The 21051-nt window shown below is 60.8% G+C and carries 16 protein-coding genes and 4 tRNA genes; 5 read left to right on the top strand and 15 right to left on the bottom strand.

Annotation, left to right across the window (positions count from 1 at the left end):
* Positions 1-190 precede the first annotated feature (190 nt).
* The 5 genes from ABGT66_RS05580 to gyrA all read right to left on the bottom strand — a co-directional run bounded on the left by ABGT66_RS05580 (position 191) and on the right by gyrA (position 6441).
* Positions 191-772, bottom strand: a complete 582-nt coding sequence (locus ABGT66_RS05580) for an indolepyruvate oxidoreductase subunit beta (RefSeq protein ID WP_346689383.1) — start codon at positions 770-772, stop codon at positions 191-193.
* Positions 773-775: 3 nt separating this feature from the next.
* On the bottom strand, positions 776-2542 hold the full coding sequence (iorA, locus tag ABGT66_RS05575) for an indolepyruvate ferredoxin oxidoreductase subunit alpha (protein WP_346689382.1): 1767 nt from the start codon (positions 2540-2542) through the stop codon (positions 776-778).
* A gap of 75 nt (positions 2543-2617) precedes the next feature.
* A complete protein-coding gene (gene pssA, locus ABGT66_RS05570; RefSeq protein ID WP_294193800.1) occupies positions 2618-3364 on the bottom strand; it encodes a CDP-diacylglycerol--serine O-phosphatidyltransferase in 747 nt (248 codons plus the stop codon).
* Positions 3357-3986, bottom strand: a complete 630-nt coding sequence (locus ABGT66_RS05565; RefSeq protein ID WP_294193801.1) for a phosphatidylserine decarboxylase — start codon at positions 3984-3986, stop codon at positions 3357-3359. The genes pssA and ABGT66_RS05565 overlap by 8 nt, the downstream gene beginning before the upstream one ends.
* Before the next feature lies 1 nt (position 3987).
* A complete protein-coding gene (gene gyrA / locus ABGT66_RS05560; protein ID WP_294193802.1) occupies positions 3988-6441 on the bottom strand; it encodes a DNA gyrase subunit A in 2454 nt (817 codons plus the stop codon).
* Between the two features lie 227 nt (positions 6442-6668).
* On the opposite strand from gyrA, the gene glsA reads away from it, so the two are divergent.
* On the top strand, positions 6669-7598 hold the full coding sequence (glsA, locus tag ABGT66_RS05555) for a glutaminase A (protein ID WP_346689379.1): 930 nt from the start codon (positions 6669-6671) through the stop codon (positions 7596-7598).
* A gap of 78 nt (positions 7599-7676) precedes the next feature.
* On the opposite strand, the gene ABGT66_RS05550 is transcribed toward glsA, so the two are convergent.
* Genes ABGT66_RS05550 through ABGT66_RS05535 form a run of 4 tightly spaced genes read right to left on the bottom strand, consistent with a single transcriptional unit; the run spans position 7677 to position 13277 of the window.
* A complete protein-coding gene (locus tag ABGT66_RS05550) occupies positions 7677-9356 on the bottom strand; it encodes a glutamine--tRNA ligase/YqeY domain fusion protein (protein ID WP_346690446.1) in 1680 nt (559 codons plus the stop codon).
* A 22-nt stretch (positions 9357-9378) separates the two neighbouring features.
* The gene (locus ABGT66_RS05545) at positions 9379-10326 is read right to left on the bottom strand and encodes an asparaginase domain-containing protein (RefSeq protein WP_346689377.1); all 948 of its coding nucleotides are present in this window, start codon (positions 10324-10326) and stop codon (positions 9379-9381) included.
* 32 nt (positions 10327-10358) lie between these two features.
* Positions 10359-11375: a hypothetical protein gene (locus ABGT66_RS05540; RefSeq protein WP_346689375.1), complete on the bottom strand. Its 1017-nt coding sequence runs from the start codon at positions 11373-11375 to the stop codon at positions 10359-10361.
* Positions 11376-11381: 6 nt separating this feature from the next.
* Positions 11382-13277: a hypothetical protein gene (locus ABGT66_RS05535; protein ID WP_346689373.1), complete on the bottom strand. Its 1896-nt coding sequence runs from the start codon at positions 13275-13277 to the stop codon at positions 11382-11384.
* Positions 13278-13454: 177 nt separating this feature from the next.
* Between ABGT66_RS05535 and ABGT66_RS05530 the strand changes: the two genes are divergently transcribed.
* The 4 genes from ABGT66_RS05530 to ABGT66_RS05515 all read left to right on the top strand — a co-directional run bounded on the left by ABGT66_RS05530 (position 13455) and on the right by ABGT66_RS05515 (position 13833).
* Positions 13455-13540, top strand: a tRNA-Leu gene (locus ABGT66_RS05530).
* 12 nt (positions 13541-13552) lie between these two features.
* Positions 13553-13629: transfer RNA gene (locus ABGT66_RS05525), tRNA-Met, on the top strand.
* Positions 13630-13635: 6 nt separating this feature from the next.
* Positions 13636-13712: transfer RNA gene (locus ABGT66_RS05520), tRNA-Met, on the top strand.
* Positions 13713-13755: 43 nt separating this feature from the next.
* Positions 13756-13833: transfer RNA gene (locus ABGT66_RS05515), tRNA-Pro, on the top strand.
* A 166-nt stretch (positions 13834-13999) separates the two neighbouring features.
* On the opposite strand, the gene xylB is transcribed toward ABGT66_RS05515, so the two are convergent.
* The 6 genes from xylB to ABGT66_RS05485 form a co-directional block, all read right to left on the bottom strand.
* The gene (gene xylB / locus ABGT66_RS05510; RefSeq protein WP_346689371.1) at positions 14000-15523 is read right to left on the bottom strand and encodes a xylulokinase; all 1524 of its coding nucleotides are present in this window, start codon (positions 15521-15523) and stop codon (positions 14000-14002) included.
* Positions 15524-15586: 63 nt separating this feature from the next.
* Positions 15587-16447: a MurR/RpiR family transcriptional regulator gene (locus ABGT66_RS05505; RefSeq protein WP_346689369.1), complete on the bottom strand. Its 861-nt coding sequence runs from the start codon at positions 16445-16447 to the stop codon at positions 15587-15589.
* Between the two features lie 97 nt (positions 16448-16544).
* Positions 16545-17855, bottom strand: coding sequence for a glycine/betaine/sarcosine/D-proline family reductase selenoprotein B (locus tag ABGT66_RS05500; protein ID WP_346689367.1), 1311 nt, complete (start codon positions 17853-17855; stop codon positions 16545-16547).
* Positions 17856-17870: 15 nt separating this feature from the next.
* Positions 17871-19175, bottom strand: coding sequence for a glycine/sarcosine/betaine reductase component B subunit (locus tag ABGT66_RS05495; protein ID WP_346689365.1), 1305 nt, complete (start codon positions 19173-19175; stop codon positions 17871-17873).
* A 20-nt stretch (positions 19176-19195) separates the two neighbouring features.
* Positions 19196-20479: a TRAP transporter large permease gene (locus ABGT66_RS05490; RefSeq protein ID WP_294193813.1), complete on the bottom strand. Its 1284-nt coding sequence runs from the start codon at positions 20477-20479 to the stop codon at positions 19196-19198.
* Positions 20480-20971, bottom strand: a complete 492-nt coding sequence (locus tag ABGT66_RS05485; protein ID WP_303147514.1) for a TRAP transporter small permease — start codon at positions 20969-20971, stop codon at positions 20480-20482.
* Between the last annotated feature and the right edge of the window lie 80 nt (positions 20972-21051).

The following is a 21051-nucleotide window of genomic DNA, read 5'->3' as shown; positions in this document are numbered from 1 at the left end:
TATACCAAAGTTCACGGCAAATACAGATATTTACAGAAGCATTGCAGCGCGGAGATACGCCGCGTCGCGCCGCCCGCCGGACACGCGCGGCGCGGCATAAAAAAATCCGCCGTCCCGCGCGTTGTTCGCAGGCGGCGGATTTTCAGAAAAACGGCGCGGCTTTTGCGCCGCGCCGTGAATTATGTGCGAGTTACTGTTCGAGCCCCGCGCGGAAGGCTTTGAGGTTGAGGTCGAGAAGCTTCTCGGGGATCAGCTCTTTGAGGACGGAATCCCAGTCGAGATCCTCGAGCCCCATCGCCTTGACGAGCGCGCCGAGCAGCACGATGTTCTGCGCTTTGATGTTGCCGAGGCCGCTCGCTATCTCGCCCGCGTTGAAGACCTTCGTGTTGGGAACGGCGGCCTTCAGCTTTTCGGTGACGCCGTGCGGATATTCCGCCGCGCCGGTGAGCACGGGCAGCGAGTATATCTCGAAGTCGTTGACGACGAGCGTGCCGCCTTTTTTCAGATACTGCAGCCAGCGCGCCGCCTCGACCTTCTCAAAGGCGACGAGCACGTCGGCCTCGCCCTCGGGGACGACCGGCGAGGCGACCTTCGAGCCGTAGCGCACGTGCGTCGTGACGCTGCCGCCGCGCTGGCTCATGCCGTGTATCTCGGACATCTTGACGTCGTAGCCTTTGCGCACGAGCCCCTCGGAGAGTATCTTCGAGGCGAGTATCGTGCCCTGTCCGCCTACGCCGACAAGGAGAATGCTTTTCGTATCGTTTTTCTTCATCGCCTAGCCCTCCCTCTTAATGGCATGTTTCGGACAAATCTGCATGCAGACGGTGCAGCCGTTGCACGAGGCGCGGTCGATATATACGCGGCCGTCGCGGAAGTTGACGGCGGGGCATCCGGCCTTGAGGCAGAGCTTGCATTTCACGCACTTGTCCTCGTCGACGACGCACTTCATATTCGCGCGGCGTTTGACGACTTCCTTGATGAGCGCGCAGGGCGAGGTGGTGATGATGACGAAGGGCTCCGTCGCGTCGTGTCCGGCGCGTATCGCCTCTCTCGTCGCGGTGAGGTCATAGGGGTCGATGAGGCGGATGTTTTCTTCTTTGACGCCGCAGGCCATGCAGAGCGCCTTGAGGTCTACCTGGTGCGTCGGCTCGCCCATGAGCGTGCGGCCCGTGCCGGGGTTCTCCTGGTGGCCGGTCATCGCGGTGATTCTGTTGTCGAGGATGTTTATGACGATCGGGGCCTTGTTGACTATCGCGTCGATGAGGCCCGTGATGCCGGAGTGGAAGAAGGTCGAGTCGCCTATGACGGCGAAGACCTTTTCGCTGCGGCCAGCGCGCTCGACAGCCTTGCGGAAGCCGACGCCGCCCGAGACGCTCGCGCCCATGCAGATGACGCTGTCGGTAACGGAGAGCGGCGGGACGATGCCGAGCGTGTAGCAGCCGATGTCGCCCGTCACGACTATGTCTTTGTATTTGCCGACCTCGTAGAAGAATCCGCGGTGCGTGCAGCCCGCGCAGAGGACGGGGGGACGCGGCGGGACGTTCGCGTCTATCGAGTAGCCGCCGGTCTCCTCCGACTCGGGGAAGAAGGCGCGGCGCACGCGCTCAGGCGTCAGCTCGTCAATCCACGGAAGCTTCTCGCGTCCCGTGCATGCGATGCCGAGGGTTTTGACGAAGTTCTCAAGGTAGGGCTCGTTCTCCTCTACGACGTAGAGCGTCTCGACGGATGAGGCGAAGTCGCGGATTTTCTTCTCCGGCAGCGGCCAGGTGAAGCCGAGCTTGAGGTAGGAGGCCTCGTCGCCGAAGACTTCCTTCGCGTGGTTGTAGGAAATTCCGCTTGTGATGATGCCTACCTTGCCCGTGCCGCGCTCGACGCGGTTGAGCGGCGTCGTTTCGCTGTATTCCTTGAGCGCCGCGATGCGATCGGTCAGTATCTGCTTGCGGCGCTTCGCGTTCGCGGGGGCCATGACGTATTTCGTCACGTCCTTCTTGTATGGACGCACCTCGCGCTCGATTCTCTCCCCGGTCTCGACAAGCGTCTTGCTGTGGCAGATGCGCGTCGTTACGCGGAAAAGCACCGGCGTGTCGAATTTCTCGGAAATTTCGAAGGCTTCCTTGACGTAGTCGAGACACTCCTGGCTGTCGGAGGGCTCGACCATCGCTATCTTCGCGTGCGAGGCGTAGAAGCGGTTGTCCTGCTCGTTCTGCGAGCTGAAAAGGCCCGGGTCGTCCGCGGACACTATCACGAGGCCGCCGTTGACGCCCGTGTAGGCGAGCGTGAAGAGCGGGTCGGCCGCGACGTTGAGGCCGACGTGCTTCATCGCGGCGAGCGCGCGCGCGCCGGCTATCGAAGCGCCGGCCGCGGCTTCGAGCGCGACCTTTTCGTTAGTCGCCCACTCGGAATAGACCCCGGCGTCCTTATAAGTCGCGAGGTTTTCGAGAATCTCCGTCGAGGGCGTTCCGGGATACGCGGCGGCGAAGTGCAGCCCGGCTTCCCACGCGCCTCGGGCCGTCGCCTCGTTTCCGGTCATTATCTTCCTCATTAAATCTCCTCCTTGCAAATAAAAAACCCGGCTTTCGCGAGCGAAGCCGGGATATAAACTCCTTGCCTGTTGCCGTTATTCTTTGTCTTCGGCGGAACGCTCGTCTTCGGCGTCGAGCATTATCCACGCGGCGCCGTCGAATCTTACCAACCCGCTTATTATATACATTAAAGCGACGGCGAGGAAAGCCTTTTCCCTTAAAACTACGAAGCAGAGCACGATGAAGGTCGTCATGCCGTAGAGCTTGACCTTGTTGACGTTGTGCTTGTTGAGGCGCTTCGCGTTGCAGTAGGGCACGGAGCTGACCATCAGCGCGCCGATGAAGCACATCGCGCATATCGCGACGAGCGGCGTCACGGGAGCGCCAGCTATGACCATAGCGGCGAGCGTCAGTCCGCCCGCGGGAATCGGAAGCCCCTGGAACGGCCCCGCTGGGACGTGCGTGACGTTGAAGCGCGCGAGGCGCAGAACGCCGCAGAGCGCGAAGAACGACGCGGCGAGCGGCCCCCATATCCCGGTATCCGGGCCGATGTAGGCGGAGTAGACGAGGAATGCGGGCGCGACGCCGAAGCTGATGGCGTCCGCGAGGCTGTCGAGCTCTTCGCCGAAGTGGCTGCCGCCGCCGAGGCTGCGCGCGACGCGGCCGTCCATCACGTCGAAGAATACGGCGAAGCATATAAGCGCTGCGGCGGGAAGGAGCTTGCCGTGCGACGTAAGTATGATTGACGAGACGCCGCAGAAAACGCTGCCGCTCGTTATCATGTTGGGGATTATCATTCTGAACGGTATGTTCCTCACCTGTTTCCGCTTGTGCTTATCCATCTTTCTTCACTCCTATAATAGTGCGTCCGGCGAACACCTTGTCGCCTATGTTTACGTTCGGCTTTATAACGGGCGGCAGATAGATATCCACCTTAGAGCCCAACTTTATCATACCATATCTGCCGCCGGCGCGCACCACGTCGCCGACCTTCACGCGCGGAGCGATGCGCCGCGCCATGATGCCCGCTATCTGCGTCAGCACGAAACGCCCGTACTCCGACTCCGCGCCGACGTAAAAGCGCTCGTTTATCTCCGAGGCCTTCGGCGCTATCGCGAACCATTTTTTGCCGGGGACGTACTTCGCGTAGCCGACGGTGCCCGTGACCGGGAAGCGGTTGACGTGGACGTTGAAGCCGCTCATGAATATGCCTATCTTGACGGCCTTGCCGGTGTATTCGTGCTCGGACTCCTCTATCTCGACTATCGTGCCGTCGGCGGGGCTAAGGAAGTCCCCGTCGCGCAGCGGACGCTCCGGCTCGCGCTCCGGGTCGCGGAAGAACCAGCATACGAAGGCGAGCGGAACGCAGAGGCATACGCTTATCCACGGGGAGACGTACCACCCCGCCGCCATCATCAGCACGAGCGCCGCTATCGTCGGCCAGCCGTCGCGGGCGAGCTTCACGCTAGTCTCCGTTCTCGTCCCTGCGGACGATGCTGATGTCGGCGACGGCGTCGCCTTCGTCGAGGCTGACTATCGTGTAGCCGGTCGCGGCGCGGCTGAGCGTCGAAATTTCCTTCGCGCCGATGCGCACCATGCGGCCGCGGCTCGTTATGACTATTATGTCCTCGTCCTCCTGGACGCCCCACGCGCCGACGAGGCTGCCGGTCTTTTCCGAAAGCTTCATCGCGCGCACGCCGTATCCGGCGCGGTGGTGCTGCGTGAATTCGTCGTAGGCGGTGCGCTTGCCTATTCCCTGCTCGCTTATGAAGAGCACCTCGCGCCCCTCCGCTACCACGTCGCAGCCGACCACGCTGTCGCCTTCGTCGAGCCTGATGCCGCGCACGCCCTGCGCCTGGCGGCCCAGCGGGCGGAATTCTTCTTCGTTTACGCGCAGGGTCTGCCCCATCGCGGTCGTGAGCAGCAGGTCGTCGCTGCCGCTCGTCACGCGCACGCGCGCTATATCGTCGTCGTCCGCGATGCTCAGCACGCGGCGGCCCGCCCTCGTGAGCCCTTCGAGCTCCGTCACGGGCAGGCGTTTCGCCGTCCCGAGCTTCGTGACGAAGAATACGAACTTCGCGCCCTCGAGCGCGCTGTCCTTCATGCCGACGACCTTCTCGTCCTTTTCGAGCGTCACTATCGTGCCGATGAGCTTACCCTTGCCGGTCTTGGGCTCCGGCAGCGAGAAGCCGCGCACTCCGAAGACGCGCCCGCGGCTCGTGAAGAGATAGAGCGTCTTGTGCGTCGTAGTCGTCGTTATCATCGATATTTCGTCCTCGGCCTTCGTAGCTACCCCCTTGACGCCCTTGCCGCCGCGCTGCTGCACGCGGTAGTCCTGGAGCGGCATACGTCGGATGTAGCCGTCGCGCGTCAGCGCTACGACGATCTCCTCTTCGGGGATGAGGTCCTCCGCCGCAACCTCTTCGACGTCGTTCTCGATGTCTGTGCGGCGCTTGTCGCTGTAGGCGGCCTTGACCTCCTGCAGCTCGCTCTTGACGACCGAGTCGAGGACTACGTGGCTCGACAAAATGCTGTGGTAGCGCTCGATGTCCATGAGGAGCTGCGCCAGTTCGTCGTCGAGCTTTTCGCGCTCGAGCCCCGTGAGGCGCTGCAGGCGCATGTCGAGTATTGCCTGCGCCTGGATTTCGGTGAAGTCGAGCTCTGATACGAGGTTGCTGCGCGCGGTCGCCGCATCGGACGAGCCTCTGATTATCGCGATTACGCGGTCTATCGCGTCGAGCGCGCGGAGCAGCCCTTCGACGATGTGCCGCCTGTCCTCGGCCTTGCGCAGGCGGAACTCCGTCCTGCGGCGCACAACCTCGCGGCGATGGTTGAGGAATATCAGCACCATGTCCTTGAGCGGCAGCTCCTTCGTGCCGCCGTCGACGATGGCGAGGTTTATGACGCCGAAGGTCGTCTGCAGCTGCGTGCGCGAATAGAGCTGGCGCAGCACGAGGTTCGGGTCCGCGTCGCGCTGCAGCTCGACGACTATGCGCATGCCGTTTCTGTCAGATTCGTCGCGCAGGTCTGAAATTCCGTCGATGATGCCGGTCTGCGCGCCCTTCGCAATCGTCTCTATGAAGTTGGTCTTGTTGACCATGTAGGGTATTTCGGTGATGAGTATCGCGCGCTTGCCCTTCTTCGGCTCCTCTATCTCGACGCGGCCGCGGACGATTATCTTTCCGCGTCCCGTGCGGTAGGCGTCGATTATGCCGTCGCGCCCGAGGATTATGCCGCCGGTCGGGAAGTCCGGCCCGGGCATCAGCGTCATCAGCTCGCCGAGCTCGACCTCCGGGTCGTCGAGGACTGCGCAGCAGACGTCGATGGCCTCGCCGAGGTTGTGCGGCGGCATGTTCGTCGCCATACCGACGGCGATGCCGGTGCTGCCGTTGACGAGAAGGTTAGGGATGCGCGACGGGAGGACGAGCGGCTCCTGGAGCGACTCGTCGAAGTTCGGCCCCCAGTCTATCGTGTCCTCGTTGATGTCGGCGAGCATCTCCTCGCCGAGCGCGTGGAGCCTCGCCTCCGTGTAACGCATGGCCGCCGGCGGGTCTCCGTCGATAGAGCCGAAGTTTCCCTGGCCGTCTACGAGCGTGTAGCGCATGCTGAAATCCTGCGAAAGGCGCGCCATCGTGTCGTAAATAGCCGCGTCGCCGTGCGGGTGGTACTTACCCATCGTCTCGCCGACAATACGCGCCGACTTCTTGAACGGCTGGTTGTGGCGCACGCCGAGCTCCATCATAGCGTAGAGTATGCGGCGCTGCACGGGCTTCAGCCCGTCGCGCGCGTCGGGCAGCGCGCGCCCCACGATGACGCTCATCGCGTAGTTGAGATAGCTCTGCTTGATTTCTTCTTCGAGCGGCAGAGTTATGACTTTGTTTATTTCGAATAAGTTGCTCTGCTTTGAGTTGTGGTCCATCCAATTACCTCCGGGACGCTGATACGCGGAACATTCCAAAAATAAAGCGGCGTCGTGCGCCGCCTTTTAATCCAGCTTAGTATATTTTACCATAAAGCGCGCCTCTTTTCGGCGGCGCGCGGGAATTTTGGCGCGCGGCGGCTTCTCTGCTAAAATATCGTAAGAAGCTTTGCGTTTGCAAAAATAAAAAAAATCGCCCGCCGCGCGGCGAAGGAGGAACGCATAAAATGCAGGACTGCGCACTTGATAAAGGACTTCTCGACGAAATTATGGACGTCGCGCGCGTGATGTCCGCGGACGGCAAGCCTGCGGACTATATACCGGAGCTCGCGCTGACGCCGCCGGAGCTCTTCGCGCTGAGCTGCGCGCCCGCCGGCGGCGAAACGGTGGAGACGGGCGACACGGAGCGCTTCTTCACGATGCAGTCGATATCGAAGACACTCGCGCTCGCCTTCGCGGTCGAGCACTTCGGCGCGGCGAACGTATTCCGCCACGTCGGCATGGAGCCGAGCGCCGACTCGTTCAACTCGCTGATGCGCATCGAGATGACCTCTTCGAAGCCGTCGAACCCGTTCATGAACGCCGGAGCCATCGCCGTCTGCTCGCTCATCCACACCGCCTACCGCGAGAGCTCGGCGGAGCGGCTGTTCGGATTCTTCACGGAGATAACGGGGCGCGACGACGGCTTCGACGAAAAGGTCTGCGCGTCGGAGAAGCGCAGCGCCGACCGCAACCGCGCGCTCGCCTACTTCATGAAGAGCGTCGGCCTGCTGCACGGCGACGTGGAGTCGATTTTGGATTTCTACTTCAAGCTCTGCAGCATCCGCTGCACAAGCGGCGGCCTCGCGCAGATAGGCGCGATGTTCGCCTCGGGCGGGCTTTCGCCCGTTTCGGGGCGGCGGCTCATAAAGCGCGAGACGGCGCACATCGTCGTCGGCCTCATGAGCACCTGCGGCCTTTACAACGGCTCGGGCGAGTTCGCCGTGCGCGTCGGCCTTCCCGGCAAGAGCGGCGTCTCCGGCGGAATCCTCGCCGTCGTGCCGGGGCGCATGGGAATCGGCGTTTTTTCGCCCGCGCTCGACGCGAAGGGCAATTCGCTCGCGGGCATGAAGGCGCTCGAGCTTCTCTCCGACAGGCTCAATCTCCGCGGCTTCTGATAATTTACGAAAAAATATAAAAAGAGCGGCGCGCCCGAAGCTTTACGGACGCGCCGCTCCTTTATGCGCAGATGTAAATTATCCCTGCTTCTTCTGCTCCTTGCCCCACGAGTCCTTGAGCGAGACCGTGAGGTTGAAGACGGGCTTCTCGGGCGTCGTCGCCGTGTCGGCGCAGAAATATCCGTGGCGCAGGAACTGGAACTTGTCAAGCGGCGCGGCCTTCGCGAGCGACGGCTCGACGAGCGCGCCCTCCGCTACGCGCAGCGACTCGGGGTTGAGGTAGTCCTTATAGTCCTTGCCCTCCTCCATGTCGTTCATGTTGCGCAGCGTGAAGAGGTTGCCGTAGAGGTTGACCGTCGCGGGAACGGCGTCCCCTGCACAGACCCAGTGCAGCGTGCCCTTGACCTTGCGTCCGTCGGGCGCGTCGCCGCCGCGGCTGTCCATGTCGGCTTTGCAGCGTATCTCGGTAATCCTGCCGTTCTCGTCCTTCACGACGCCGGTGCAGGTCACGAGGTAGGCGTACTTGAGGCGCACCTCCTTGCCCGGAGAGAGGCGGAAGAAGCCCTTGACCGGCTCTTCCATGAAGTCGCCGCGCTCGATGAATATTTCGCGGCCGATCCTGACCTTGCGGCTGCCCGCGGAGGCGTCCTCGGGGTTGTTCTCCGCGTCGAGCTCGTCTACGAAGCCCTCGGGCCAGTTCTCGATGACGAGCTTGACCGGGTCGAGCACAGCCATTCCGCGCAGCGCCGTCTTGTTGAGCTCTTCGCGCAGGCAGTGCTGGAGCAGCTCTATCTCGACGAGGCTGTCGGCCTTCGCGACGCCGACCTCGCGGCAGAAGCGGCGTATCGACGAGGCCGTGTAGCCGCGGCGGCGGAAGCCGCAGATGGTTGGCATGCGCGGGTCATCCCAGCCGCTGACTATGCCAAGCGTCACGAGCTCAAGCAGCTTGCGCTTGCTCATGACGGTGTATGTGAGGTTGAGGCGCGCGAACTCGTACTGATGCGGCACGTGCGGCACGTCGACGTTGTCTATGAACCAGTCGTAGAGCGGCCTGTGGTCCTGGAACTCGAGCGTGCATATCGAGTGCGTGACGCCCTCGATGGCGTCCTCGTAGCCGTGCGCGAAGTCGTACATCGGGTAGACGCACCATTTCGCTCCGGTGCGGTGATGTTCGCGCTTGAGTATTCTGTAGATGACGGGGTCGCGCATGTTGAGATTCTTGCTCGCCATGTCTATCTTCGCGCGAAGTACGTGGCTTCCCTCCTCGAACTCGCCGGCGGTCATGCGCGCGAAGAGGTCGAGGTTCTCATCGACGCTGCGGTTTCTGTACGGCGAGTCGACGCCGGGCTTAGTCAGCGTGCCGCGGTTCGTGCGTATCTCTTCCGCGCTCTGGTCGTCGACGTAGGCCTTGCCCGCTTTGATAAGGTCTATCGCCCATTTGTGGAACTGCTCGAAATAATCGGAGGCGTAGCAGAGATTGGCCCACTCAAAGCCGAGCCACTTGACGTCCTCCATTATCGACTCGACGTACTCCGTTTCTTCCTTTGCGGGGTTCGTGTCGTCGAAGCGCAGGTTGCAGCGTCCGCCGAATTCCTTCGCCGTTCCGAAGTTAAGGCATATCGACTTCGCATGTCCGATGTGCAGGTAGCCGTTCGGTTCCGGCGGGAAGCGCGTGATGACCTCCTTGACGCGCCCGCTCTCGATGTCCGCGGTGATGATCTCTTCGATGAAATTCAGATTTTTGTTCTCCGAAGCCATAAGTCCAGCCTCCACCCGTTCGTTAAAATTTTTCAAGGCAGCGCCCGAGAAGCTCCTCCGGGGGTTCGCCGCCGCTCAATAACGCTAAATATGATAATGTAATAAGGAACTCAAGGGAATAGCTTCCCTGGCCGAAAACCGTGAAATTTCTCCCCGCGAGCTCCGCCATTCCGACGCCGCCGTAGCGCGACGGATTTTTTTCGCCCTTGGCGCATGAGCTCGCCGCTATTATGACGGGACGCTCCGCGCCTTCGTATGCAGCTTCAAGCTCATCGTGCAGCCGCTGCGCCATATTCCCAGAGCCATAGCCACAGAGCACGAGGACCTTCGCGCCGCGCGGAAAGCCGCCGGAATACGCCGGATGCAGGTAAACGACGGCGAGCTTCCGCGCCGCTTCGCGCGTCTCTACAGCTTGCGCGGGCAGGCCGAAGCACGGCGAAGCGCCGCCGCCCGTGCGCACGTATGCGCAGAGCGCGCCGGAATCCTCTTTGTGTACGTAAGCGCCGGGGAATTTCTCTCCTGCGAAATATATGAAGACGCCGCTCTCCGTTTCGAGCAGCAGCCTCGCCGCGCCGAGCAGGTTGTCCGCGCCGTCGAAGCCCTCCTCGCCCGGCGTTCGCTGGCTGCCAGTCAGGACGACCGCCGCGCCGCGGACCGTCAGCGAAAGCCATGCGGCGCTGAACGCCATCGTGTCCGTGCCGTGGACGACGAGGAATTTTTTTACGCCCTCCGCCTGGCCGCACGCGATTATACGCGAAAGGGCCAGCCACTCCTCCGGCGACATGTCGGAGCTGTCGACCCCGGCGGAGCCGAAAGCCTCGACCGGCTCGCACTCGACGCCGCGTCCGCGCAGATAATCGAGCGCCGGGGCGACGACGCTTCTCGCGGCCTCCGCGTCGGGGACGGCCCCGCCGCCTTTGTCGACGGAGACGATCGTGCCGCCCGTCGAAATTATCATGACCTTTTCCAAAATTCCGCCTCCCGTTCCAGACGAGCCGCGCGTTAGAAAGCCGCGGCCTCCATCGAAAGCACGATGCCCTCGTACCAAAGCAGCAGCACGGCGGCGGCAGTCAGCGCGTAGACGACGCCCCCGCGCGCGTATGCCGGCAGCGGCCTCTCGACGGCAGCCACGACGGCGCGGCAGAGCGGCACTGCGGCGACGCGCATAGCCGCGACGGAAAGCCAGAAGACGACGAAGTTGACCGCCTGTCCGCTCCACGCGATGGCCGCCGACTCGCCGAAGGTCCCCATCAGCTCGCTCGGGAATACGATGTACGTCATAACGGCGACGACGATGAAGGACCTGACGACGGACCAGATTTGCAGAATCCCGCGCGGCGCCCCGCCGTAGTCCGGAAGCTCGCCCTCCTCAAGCAGCAGCGTCCCGGACGAAGCCCCGCGCTGCGGAGCCTGGCTCAGCACGGCGAGCATGAAAAGCAGCATTCCCGCGACGCCGCACCACGACATCGAGCGCATCTGCCCGAAGAGCGAAAACGAATTAAAGCTGAACGGGTCGGTGTCGAGGCCGTTCTTTATCAGATAGGCCGCTATCGAGGCGCAGGCCGCCATGAACGGTATCAGGAAGCGTATCATGTTCCGCATCTCGGCGCGCGCAATCTCGAGCGCCTCCTCCGTCCCCGCCGCGTAGAGCGAGACGAGCACGAAAACCTCGGAAAGCAGCATGAACTGCGCGAGCTGCACGACGTCCGCGCCGTTGTCTATGATGGGAATGTAGGTGCATACCGGCAGGCAGGCGCAGACGGTCAGCAGCGCCGCGAAGGCGAGGACCGGACAGAAGAGCGCTGTCCGCACGCGCGCCCCGCCGGGCAGAGCGACGGGCGAGCGGAACCAGCGCGCGAAGTTGACGGAGGGCCGCCCGACTTCTGCCGCCTTCGGGCGGAAGGCCGCGAGCCCTCTGAAATATATTTTTTCAGAAACCGCCGCAAGCGCGACGACGAAGGCGATAAGCAGCCAAGCGTTGAAATATTGGAAGAGCGAAATAAAAATTCTGGAGCTCATATCAAATCACCTTACAAACAGCGCCGCGGCGAAAAGCAGGACGAGCGCCGCTATCCCGCACAGCCCGCCCGCCGCCGTGCTGCGCCACGGACGGAAGCAGACCGCGGCGAAAGCCGCGATAAACCGCTCGGAGGGGAACATTGGGAAAGCGGCCTCCCCGCCCTCGCGCGCCGGCTCCGTGCTGCTGCCCGCGAAGCGCGCGCAGAGGCACACGACCGCCGCGCCCGCGGCGGCGGCCACGAGGAACACCAACAGCCATTTATAAACGTCCCAGGTAAAGAACCCGGTGGATATGCGCGGCATCACGACATGGTCCGCGACGCCCGGCGCGGCGGCACCCGCGAGCGCAGTCCTGTTTATCAGCGCGGCTACAGCGGGCGAGACCATCTTTTCAAAGACATACCCAGGCGCGGCGGACGAAGCCGCAAAGAGCAGCATAAGCAGGATAAGCGGGAAAGCGACCGTCGATTCTCCCGCGAAATGGAATTCGTGCTTCTGCGGCCTGCGGTTGAGCGCGAGCGACGCGAGGAAGCGCAGCCCTATCATCAGCATGAGCACCGTAAATAGGAACAGCACGACCACGACGAACGGGCTGAGGAAATTCGCTGAGCGGAAGAGAAGCTGCTTCGAGCTGTAGCCGATAAAGGGCGGCAGCCCCGCGAGCGCCGCGACGACGATGAAGAGCGTCAGCAGAGAGAGCGGCGCGCGCTCCGCCATCATCCCCTCCTGCCACAGCTCGCAGCCCTCGTACTCCTGCTTGAGATAGACCGTGACGACAGAGAGCGCCGCGGCCACGGGCAGGAAGATCAGCCAGAGCCCTATCATCGACTCAAGCGCGCTCACTCCGTAGAGCGCCGCGCGTTCCGCGCCGAATGTGCCGCTCACCGCGATGCCCATCGTGACGATGACCATGCCCTTGATATACATAATCATGGAATCCATGAAATGCACCGGCGATTTGCCGCCGCTCTGGAAGACTACCGCCATTATCATCGAGGCGAAGCCCAGCATGACGAGCAGCGCCGGAACCTTCTGAAGGCCGTCGAGCGGTCCGTAGAGCGAGAAAATTACGCGGAAGGCCGCGAAGAGAGAAGCCTGCGTCCTGATGCCGAAGAAGCACATCTTCGAAGCGTCCGAAAGATGCGGCGACGGCTTGAAGAATATATAGAGCAGAGGCACCGTCATCAGCACGAAAGCGGCGAGCGACGACGGCGTGCTCTTTATCAGCGAGGCCAGCGTCGTGATATTGTCGGTGCCGTATTCCAGCCGCAGCATCACCGCGCCAGCGAGGAACATCGCGAGCAGCACGACCCGCGAAACGTAATAGAGCACGTGCTTGCCGCCGGGGCGCTTCTCCCCGACCGCGAAATTGCTGTAAAGCCCCGTCACCCCCGCCTGAGTCATCATCATAAAGACGAAGAGCACGGCGAGCCCGCTTGAATAGAACATACCCTGAATCCCCGCGCATGTCAGAAGGAAGAAGGCGGCCTTGCGCGGCGTTATGAGATTCCGCTTGTCGGAGAGCGCGCGCAGCCCCGCGACGAGCGCGACGAAGCTCATCAGCATCGCGGAGACCGCGCCGAAGGCGTCGACCTTCAGCAAAGCCTGCGCGTTCTTCAAATCCTCGCCGGAGACGGCCGCGCTCCAGCCGCCGCCCGAAAGAAAATAAAACGGCGACGGAGAGAGCTCGACGCCCGCCCACACGCGGTAAGAAAGCACGAGCTCGGCGACGAGGATAATCAGGAACGGAAGCTTGTACCATATCTTCGGTATGCCGGGCCTGCGTCCGAGCGGCCCGGCGAGAAAACGGCTGTAAAGCATGGCTGCCGCCATGAAAACGACACCCGCGAGCGGCAGAGAGAGAGCCATCACCGGCAGAGGCATCGCCTTGAATAAATACAATAAATTCATACGCTCACCTTTCGCGCGAAAAACTGCACCGGAGCGCCGCGAAAAACCCGCCGCGGACGCGCCGCAGACTATTATAGCAAAACAGCGGCGCGAGATTACAAACGAGGCGGAAAATATTTTCTTAGCCTATTGACTAGAAATCAAAAGTTGGTATAATACTCTCCGTTGGCCGGGGTGGCGGAATGGTAGACGCACGGGACTTAAAATCCTGCGGGCGCAAGCTCGTGCGGGTTCGAATCCCGCTCTCGGCACCAACCACCTGGTATCGCGGGGTGGAGCAGTTCGGAAGCTCGTCGGGCTCATAACCCGAAGGTCATAGGTTCAAATCCTATCCCCGCAACCAAATTATGGCGCTGTAGCTCAGTTGGCTAGAGCATTCGGTTCATACCCGACAGGTCACTGGTTCAAGTCCAGTTAGCGCCACCAGCAAATACAGCCTCTCAGAGATGAGAGGCTTTTATAAAGTTTTCGGGGCGTAGCGCAGTCTGGTTAGCGCGCTTGGTTCGGGACCAAGAGGTCGGAAGTTCGAATCTTCTCGCCCCGACCAGATTTAGCAAGGGTTTTCGGTAATACCGAAAACCCTTGATTTTTATATTTTAACCTCTATTTAACACCGCTACTAGCTTGCGGAGATGAACATATAAAACGCCGCGCCGTCCGTAAAACGGAGGCGCGGCGCTGCGTTTATTGGAAAATAATCTTTGGCCGTCGAATTAGTCGTTCGCTATGCGTGCTAGCTTCTCCCATATCGGAGCGGAGGCTTCGACTATTTCTCTGTATATCGCGAAGATTTTTTCATATTTTGCGTGGTTTTCAGGATCGGGCTTGTAGGTGCGCTTCATCCTGATGCACTTGCGCGCGGCTTCCATTTCGTTATCGAAGGCTCCGACGCCGACTCCGGCGAGGAGCGCGCCGCCGAACGAGGATTCCGCATGCTCCGGCATCTTCACCTCGAGGCCGAAGACGTCGCTGACGATCTGGCTCCAGAGCGGGCTCTTCGCGCCGCCGCCTATGATGACGATATCTTCCATGTTGTCGGTGAAGTTCTTCAGCACCTGGAGGCAGTCGTAGAGGCTGAAGGCGACGCCTTCAAGCAGCGCTCTGGCAAAATCTCCCTTATTGTGTACCATGCTGACGCCGAAGAAGTCGCCGCGCGCGTTCGGGTTGAAGTACGGGCAGCGCTCGCCGAGCAGGTACGGATGGAATATCAGGCCGCGCGCTCCGAGCTCCGCCTTGGACGCCTGCTCGTCCATGAGCATGTAGACGTCCTCGCCCTTCGCCGCGCAGAGCTCCTTCTCCGCGGGATAGAGGGCGTCGCGCATCCATCTGTAGGCGGAGGCGCAGCTGTTGGTCGCGGTCACTGTATACCATTTGCCCTCTACAGAATAGGGATAGGTGAAGGATTTTTCGTGCGGCACCGCGTTGTCGGTGATGAGGTTGACGTTGCCGGCGGTCGCGAGCTTTACGATTATCTGTCCCGCGTTGACGGCTCCCGCGCTGAAGTCCTCGGCCGCCGTATCGGAGCATCCGGCTATGACGGGAAGGCCTTCGGGCAGGCCGGTGAGCGCAGCGACTTCCGCGCGGACCTTGCCTACGATTTCCTTCGTGCCGCGGATTTCGGGGAGGACCGATAGCGGCAGTCCAATCATGCCGCATAGCTCGGGCGACCAGACGTTTTTACGCGCTTCGTAGAGCAGGCTTCCCTGCGCGTCGACTACGTCGGTGCAGAAATCTCCCGTCACCCACGAGCGCACGTAGTCCTTGGTGAACATGAGGCGGCGGACCTTCGCGTAGCTTTCCGGCTCGTGCTCCCTGACCCAGAGCAGCTGCGGAAGCGTCCAGGTCGGCGTCGGCATCTGCATGCCTATGCGGAATATCTCGCTTCCGTATTCGGCTTTAAGGCGATTGCACTGGTCGCCGCTTCTCTGGTCGTTCCACATTATGCACGGGCGGATGACCTTGCCCGCCTCGTCCATGAGGACGGCGTTGTGCGTGGAGGCCGTTACGGCGAGCGCAAGCAGGCCGTCGAAGCCGTCCTTCATCTGCTCGCGGCAGGATTTTACTGTTTTTACAAAGGCGTCTATCCATAGGGATGGGTCCTGCTCGGACCATCCGGGGTGTTTGTGTTCGGAAGGATATTCTTCAAAGGCGGAGGCGCAGATGTTTCCTTCCTTGTCGATTACGGTGGCTTTGCAGCCGCCCGTTCCGAAATCAACGCCGAAAAGCTTTTCTGTCACTGTTATTCCCCCAATATATTTTCGCCGGGGAGAAAGCGCCGCCTTCGAAAAAACGGCACAGTTCTAATATTTTTTGACGACGAGCGCCTTCTCCAGAGCTTCGAAATTTTGTATGGCCTTGTCGCCGAGGCGCAGCGATACGCCGGTGTAGAGCGTGTCGATGATGGTCAGCTCGGCCATGCGCGACGATATCGCGTAGGTTCTGTACTTCGTCTCCTGCGAGTATGTGTAGAGCCGTATGTCGGCGAGCTTCGAGACAGGAGAGATGCCGTTGTTCGTAATCGATATTACTGTGGCTCCGTTTTCCTTCGCGACCTGCATCGCCTCGGCCACGTCGCGCGAGCTGCCCGAATGCGATATCGCTATCAGCACGTCGTCCTTCGTCATGGAGACGACGGCTATCATCTGCATGTGGTCGTCAGTGTAGGCGCTGACGTTCAGCCCGATGCGCAGGAATTTATGCTGCGCGTCGAGCGCTATCGCGCCGGAGTTGCCGTTTCCTATGACGACTATGCGCCGCGCGCGGCAGAGCGCGTCGATGCTGCCCGCCACGGCTTTGCCGTCGAGCGCCTTGCGCGTCATGGTCAGCGTGTGTATCGCGCTCGAAAATATCTTGTCGATTATCATTTCGGGCGGCGAGTCGGCCTTGAGGTCTTCGTGTATCTTTTCCTGCTGGCTCACCAGCTCGCGCGCTACGCTGACCTTCAGCGCCTGGAATCCGGAGTAGCCGAGCTTCGTGCAGACCCGCGTCACCGTGGCTTCGCTGGTTCCCGCAAGCTCGGCCAGCTCCGTGATGGAGGCGTAGATCAGCTTGTCCTGGTTTTCCGCCATGCACTCCGCCGTCTTGCGCTCCATCTTGGAGAGAGATTCCAGTTTTTCCTGTATACGGCTGTAAAACGCCTTGCTTGATATATCTTCGTTCATATAGGTTCGCTCCTGTTGGTCGGGTTTTATCTATTTTACTATCCGGCGGCTCAGGAGCAAACCTAATTTAGTCTGCCGCGCCGTGAAATACGCGCCGCTAGATGAGGTCCGTGACCTTTCCTCTGACGCCGGGCTCCGCAAGCATTTCCAGGGCCTTGTCGACGTAGCGGCGGCGGCAGGTCTTTTCGTCCTCTTCGCTGAGGTTCGGGTTGCCGACGGGGCAGGTTATCGCGAATCCGCGAAGGATGCGCGACGCTCCTACCGAGCCCGCGATGTCGACGACGGCGCAGATCTGCGTCACCGGTATGCCTACGCGCTCGATTTCTTTTACAATCGTTGACCCGCAACGAGTGCTCGTGCCTCAGGTGGAGGTCAGTATGACCGCGTTCACGCCCTTCGCGAGAAGCGCCTGCGCTATCTGGCGGCCCTTTTCCTTCGAGGCGGCGACGGAGGCGCAGTTGCCGGTGGCGACGTAGACTTCGGGCTCGAGCTCGCCGAGCCTGCCTTCGGCGACGGCTTCGCGCAGCACGTCGACTGGGAAGAGGCGGTATGGATTTTCCATAACCCACGTGCCGTCGTAGCCGCTGTGTATTACGAAGTGCGGCTCCGCTATGAGCTTGTCCCAGTCGTAATGTCCCCACGTGGTGCTTCCGTTCGGCTTCAGCTTGTCGGGGTTGCTCTCTGGGATAAGCCCTCCGTCGGAGACGAGCGCGAGCTTCGCCTTCGTAATGTCGGCGACGGGCGGCGCTGGCTCGACGATGTCGAATTTCGGCGGCAGCAGCTCGCTTTCAAAGGGCTCGCCCTTGATTTTCTTCATCACCATGTCGATGGCGCGCTGCGCTGCGTTCTGCGGCTGTTCCTCGTTGAGTATTATGTCGCGGATGATGTAGCCCTCGGAGGCGGCGCTTCCGATGTGTCCGCCGGTCAGCAGCCGCAGGCCTATGCTCGCCATGACCGGCGCGACGTTGCGGAGCTGCGACGACATTATGCCGGTCTTGACGATGTAGGTGTCTTTCCTGAAAAGGTCGACGGCCGGGTTCTCGGGGTACATCCCCGTTACTGTCGGTATATGCAGCTCGCGCGCGACGGCGGAGGCCATATTGCCGCAGCTGATGCCGTAGCGTCCCGCGTTGAAGGCCGGTCCCGCGATGAAGAGGTCGGGCTTCAGCTCGCGTACTATGGCGAGCCCCTCGGCGGTCGAGCGCGCCGTGTCGTCGGCGAAGTAGTTGTCGCCGCATATCACCGTCGCGACTACCTCGCAGCTGTCCTTCAAAAGATTCTGAAAGAGCTTGGCCGGGCCTACGGCCTCATGCTTTACGGAAAAGCCGACGTGGGCCATCTCCTCTCCGCCGATCTGGCCGAAGAACTGGTTTATATAGCAGACGACCCGCCATTTTTTCTGTTCCATAACGCTGCACATCCTTTAATAATCCACGGCCTTGCCGTATGAGTAACCGACCTGGCTCATGAGGCCGACCTGCTTCATGTAGGTCGAGCGTACCTGCCCTATCGCCGGGTCGCCGGTGGCTATCTTGTGCCCTCCGATTACGCCGTCGTCGCCGCTCAGGTAAAGCGCGTCCTGCGGGCCGCCGAGAAGCGTCTTGACCGGCGGAAGCGTGAAGTTGTGGTAGTAGGTGCCGGAGCAGACTATCGAATCTACGTTCGGCTCGCTTATCATGCACTCGACTTCGAGGTTGCTCTTGCCGTTCAGTATCTGGATTATCGGCACGGCCTTGATGCCAAGCTTTTCCGCCTCGCTCGCTATCGCGCCGACGCAGAGCGTCGAGGCTCCGCCGACGCCCTTCGTGACTATGACCCCGTCAGCGTGGAGGACGTTTTTCAGAAGGCTCGCCGCCATCTTCGAGACGAGGTTTCTGTGCTTCGCCTCGACCGACGTGACCGTTATCAGAACGCCGGCGAAGTTCAAATCCTTCCCGTGGCGGCGCATAAGCTCCACGATGACGGGATGGTTCTGAATCTCGTAGGTCGTCACGCAGCGGAAGCCGCCGCAGGGCGATATAGCGCCGTCGAGCACTTCGGTAGGCTGCATGACGAGCGGGAAGGTGTCGGGCACGGCGTTGCCGTAGAGCATCGGCTCGCGGTAGTTCTGCGTGTCGTACTGCTTCGAATATATCTGGTACGAATATGCGATGCTCGGAAGGTCGGGGTACTGCGTCTCGTTGTCGAAGGTTTCCGACGAATCGGCGGCCTGTCCGAGCGTGACGCGCGCCAGCAGAACGCTGGTCTTGAAGCCTATCCTGCGCAGCGCCTCGCGGTATTCGCGGAAATCCGCGTCCTCGGGGGCCATCGGCTCGATGACGAGCTCCGGCATCTTCGCGTACGGGTTTATCGCGGCGCACTCCCCGCTCATGTCGAAGGAGCCCCACTTTCTCGACCAGTAGGTGTCGTTCTGGCAGAGGACTATTCCCGCGCCCTCGACGGCGCGCGTCACGCCGCTTCCGGCTATCTCGTAGTCGTCCGTCAGCACGCCGGGCCAGTCGATATTGTCGGAGACCTTGCAGCGCGGCTGCACGACGTCCACGACGTTGATGATACGCGTAGAATCGCCGGGATATGTTATGTCGATTTTCAGCGTTTCAAAGCACGTCTCGTGCTGCGCGAAGGCGAGTATGTCTTCCTTGTTCACGAAGAGGACTCCGTCCCTGAGGCAGGTCTCCTCGCCGAAGCGCATATCCTTTACGCGTATCGTTTCTACAGTTAGCTTCATATAAAAAACTCCTCTTTTGCCTAAGCTCCCATAAGCAGATTAGGAACAAAGGTGACGATCGGCGGGAAGAACCACATAAGCAGCATTACCGCCAGAATTATGAGCACGACCGGCCCCGTGTAGCTTATAGCTTGTTTGAACGACGCCTGCGCTATATTCATCGACAGGAACAGATACAGCCCGACAGGAGGCGTCAGAGCGCCGACGACCGTCGATATCGAGAACAGGACTCCGAAGAGCAGCGGGTCTACGCCCATGTGCATGACTATCGGATAGAGAGTCGGCAGTATGACCGCGGTCGCCGCGAGCGTCTCCATGAAGCATCCGATGATGAGCATCATCACGATGATTATGAAGACGAGCACGGAGGGATTATCGGTAATCGAAAGCAGGAACTGCTCCACCACCGGCGTGACGTTTTCGCGCGCAAATATATAGGAATATATATTCGATATACCCATAATCATCATGAGCATCGCTGACGAAGAAGCGGCGCGCTTGAATATCCCCATCAGGTCGCCTATTTTGAGCGTGCGGTAGATGAAGAAGCCGCAGATCAGCGCGTAGATGCAGGCGACGATGCTGGACTCCGTCGCGGTGAAGAAGCCCGTGACGACTCCCGCGAGGATGATGACCGGCGTGATGAGCGCGAAGAACGATTTTATGAACGCCTTCGCGACGCGGCGCAGACTGAACGCTCCGCTGCCGCGGTCGACGTCGTACTTCTTCGCGTACCAGTAGCACATAATCATCAGGCATATACCTATGATAATGCCGGGCATCAGGCCGCCCATGAAGAGCTTTCCGACGGAGAAGCCCGTCAGCGAGGCGTAGACTATCATGTTCGTGCTCGGCGGAATTATCGGCGCGAGCGCTCCGGAACCGGCTATCATCGAGGCGATGAAGCCGTGGTCGTAGCCCTCTTTCTTAAGCTCGGGGACGGTCTGCGTGCTGACGGCGCTCATCGTAGCCGCGCCGGAGCCGGAAATTCCCGCGAATATCATGTTCGCGAGGACGGAGACCATTCCCATGCCGCCGCGCACCGAGGATACGCAGGCGCGGCAGAAATCAAGAATCCTCGCGGAAAGGTCCGCAGCTCCCATGATTTCGCCTGCGAGTATGAAGAGCGGGCCCGCCATGAGCGAGAAGGAGTTCATGCCGCGTATGGCCTGCTGCACCGCCATGAAGGCCGGGATTTCGCTTCCGAACATAATCGCGAGCAGCCCGGAAAGGCCGATTGCGAAGCTGACCGGCACGCCCAGCACGAGGAAAATCAGAAGCGTAACTAGAGATATCTCAATCATTTATCTTTTACCCTCCCGGTATTCTTTCGCAAGCTGGGGAATGGCGCTCGCGTAAGCGCAGAGCATCATGATTATTCCCAGCGGGGCCGCAGCGTAGATGTAGGCGTAAGGAATCCTTATCGCCGCGCCGAGCGAATTGAAGCTCTTCGAGACCAGCGTCATAGCGCCGGGGAAGAACATGATGAGGAATATCACGCATATAAGCCTTCCTATTATGAAGAGCACGGCGCGGGATTTGTTGTCCTTCATAAAGCTTATGAGGATGTCGACGGAAACGTGGCCGTCGACCCGGACCGTAAGCGCGGAGCCTATGAAGGTCAGATAGATTCCGCAGAAGCGCATCGCCTCTTCCGTCCACGGCGGCGACGAATGGAGCACGAAGCGGCCGAATACCTGGAGGCTGCCAAAAATCAATATCAGAATAAACATCAGGGCGCAGAACCATGTCTGGAGGTTCTCTATCGCCCTGTCTATCTTCAGCAGGGTTTTCAATGATTTCACCTCTTGTTTTTGAGAAGCGCACGCGCGGCGGGGCTTCCGTCACGCGCGTGCGCGGGGCTGCTGCTAGGAGT

Source organism: uncultured Cloacibacillus sp. (assembly GCF_963926575.1).
GTDB lineage: Bacteria > Synergistota > Synergistia > Synergistales > Synergistaceae > Caccocola > Caccocola faecigallinarum.
This window is presented reverse-complemented; position numbering and strand designations above follow the sequence as displayed.